The organism is Janthinobacterium sp. AD80 (assembly GCF_002878455.1).
Lineage (GTDB): Bacteria > Pseudomonadota > Gammaproteobacteria > Burkholderiales > Burkholderiaceae_D > Janthinobacterium.
Map to the genome: position 1 here is coordinate 1 of NZ_NRDQ01000302.1, position 955 is coordinate 955.

The 955-nt window shown below is 64.7% G+C and carries 3 protein-coding genes; all 3 read left to right on the plus strand.

Annotated elements, in window-relative coordinates; all coding sequences use genetic code 11:
• The coding region (locus JaAD80_RS31800) for a pyridoxine 5'-phosphate synthase (protein ID WP_258003251.1) at window positions 1–204 on the plus strand (204 nt) is incomplete at its 5' end.
• Complete coding sequence (locus tag JaAD80_RS28930) at window positions 197–544, plus strand: GIY-YIG nuclease family protein (RefSeq protein ID WP_102299627.1); 348 nt, start codon at window positions 197–199, stop codon at window positions 542–544. The genes JaAD80_RS31800 and JaAD80_RS28930, both read left to right, overlap by 8 nt.
• A gap of 66 nt (window positions 545–610) precedes the next feature.
• Window positions 611–955, plus strand: a 345-nt coding sequence (locus JaAD80_RS28935) for a MarR family winged helix-turn-helix transcriptional regulator (protein WP_102299629.1), incomplete at its 3' end; no start/stop codon positions are given.

The window sequence follows — 955 nt, forward strand, 5'->3', positions numbered from 1 at the left end:
CTCATTTCCATGTCCATGACCCAGCTCTCCGTCAACGTCAATAAAATCGCCTTGCTGCGCAATTCACGTGGCCGCAACTTTCCCGACCTGCTGGCCTTTTCTGCTGCTGGCCGCCGCCGTGGCCGCCGCCCTGCTGACCGGCATCCCCCGCATCGGAGAAGCCGATTGCGTCATTCAACCTTGAGGAAGTTCCACCATGGATAAAACACAGCAAGCAGCCCTGAAAGCTGCTTATCGGCAACAGCCGCCGCCGCTGGGCATCATCGCCCTGCGCCACTTGCCCAGCGGGCGCGCCTTGCTTGACAGCAGCCGCAACGCGCCAGGCATGCTGAATCGCCACCGCTTCGAGCTGAACCTGGGCAAGCACCGCAATGCTGCGCTGCAGGCGGACTGGCGGCGCGATGGCGCGGCCGCTTTTCGCTGCGAAGTCATCGATACGCTCAAGCTGCCCGACGACCCGGCCTTCGATGCGGATGCCGAACTGGCCGGCCTGCTGGCCCTGCACCGCGCGCAGTGGCTGGAACAAGGTCAGCCGCTATACTGAGCCAAGGTGCCTTACACTTGCGCACTCAAGCACTTCGCAGTCAATACCGTGAATAACAAGGATGGCATGACCGATCACACTTCCCTTTCGCCCGATGGCGATGGCGCGCTGGACTTTTGCCTGCGCCTGGCGCGCGCCCAGGCGCTGATGGTGCGCCGCTTCGACAGCGCCCTGGGCAATCTGCACGGCCTGAGCTTCAGCGACTATCAATTGCTGTACCAGTTGCAGCGTGCGCCCGGTGCGCGCCTGCGCCGCATCGACCTGGCCGAGCGCCTGGCGCTGACAGCATCCGGCGTCACGCGTTCGCTGATGCCGCTGGAAAAAATCGGCCTGGTGGCGCGCCAGGCCGATACGCGCGACGCCCGCGTCGGCTATGCCGTGCTGACCGCCGCCGGCCAGGAACTGCTGCAC

What these genes read in the sequence shown, in the direction of transcription:
- JaAD80_RS28930 (WP_102299627.1), top strand. Translation starts at nt 197, where the DNA reads ATGGATAAAACACAGCAAGCAGCCCTGAAAGCTGCTTATCGGCAACAG.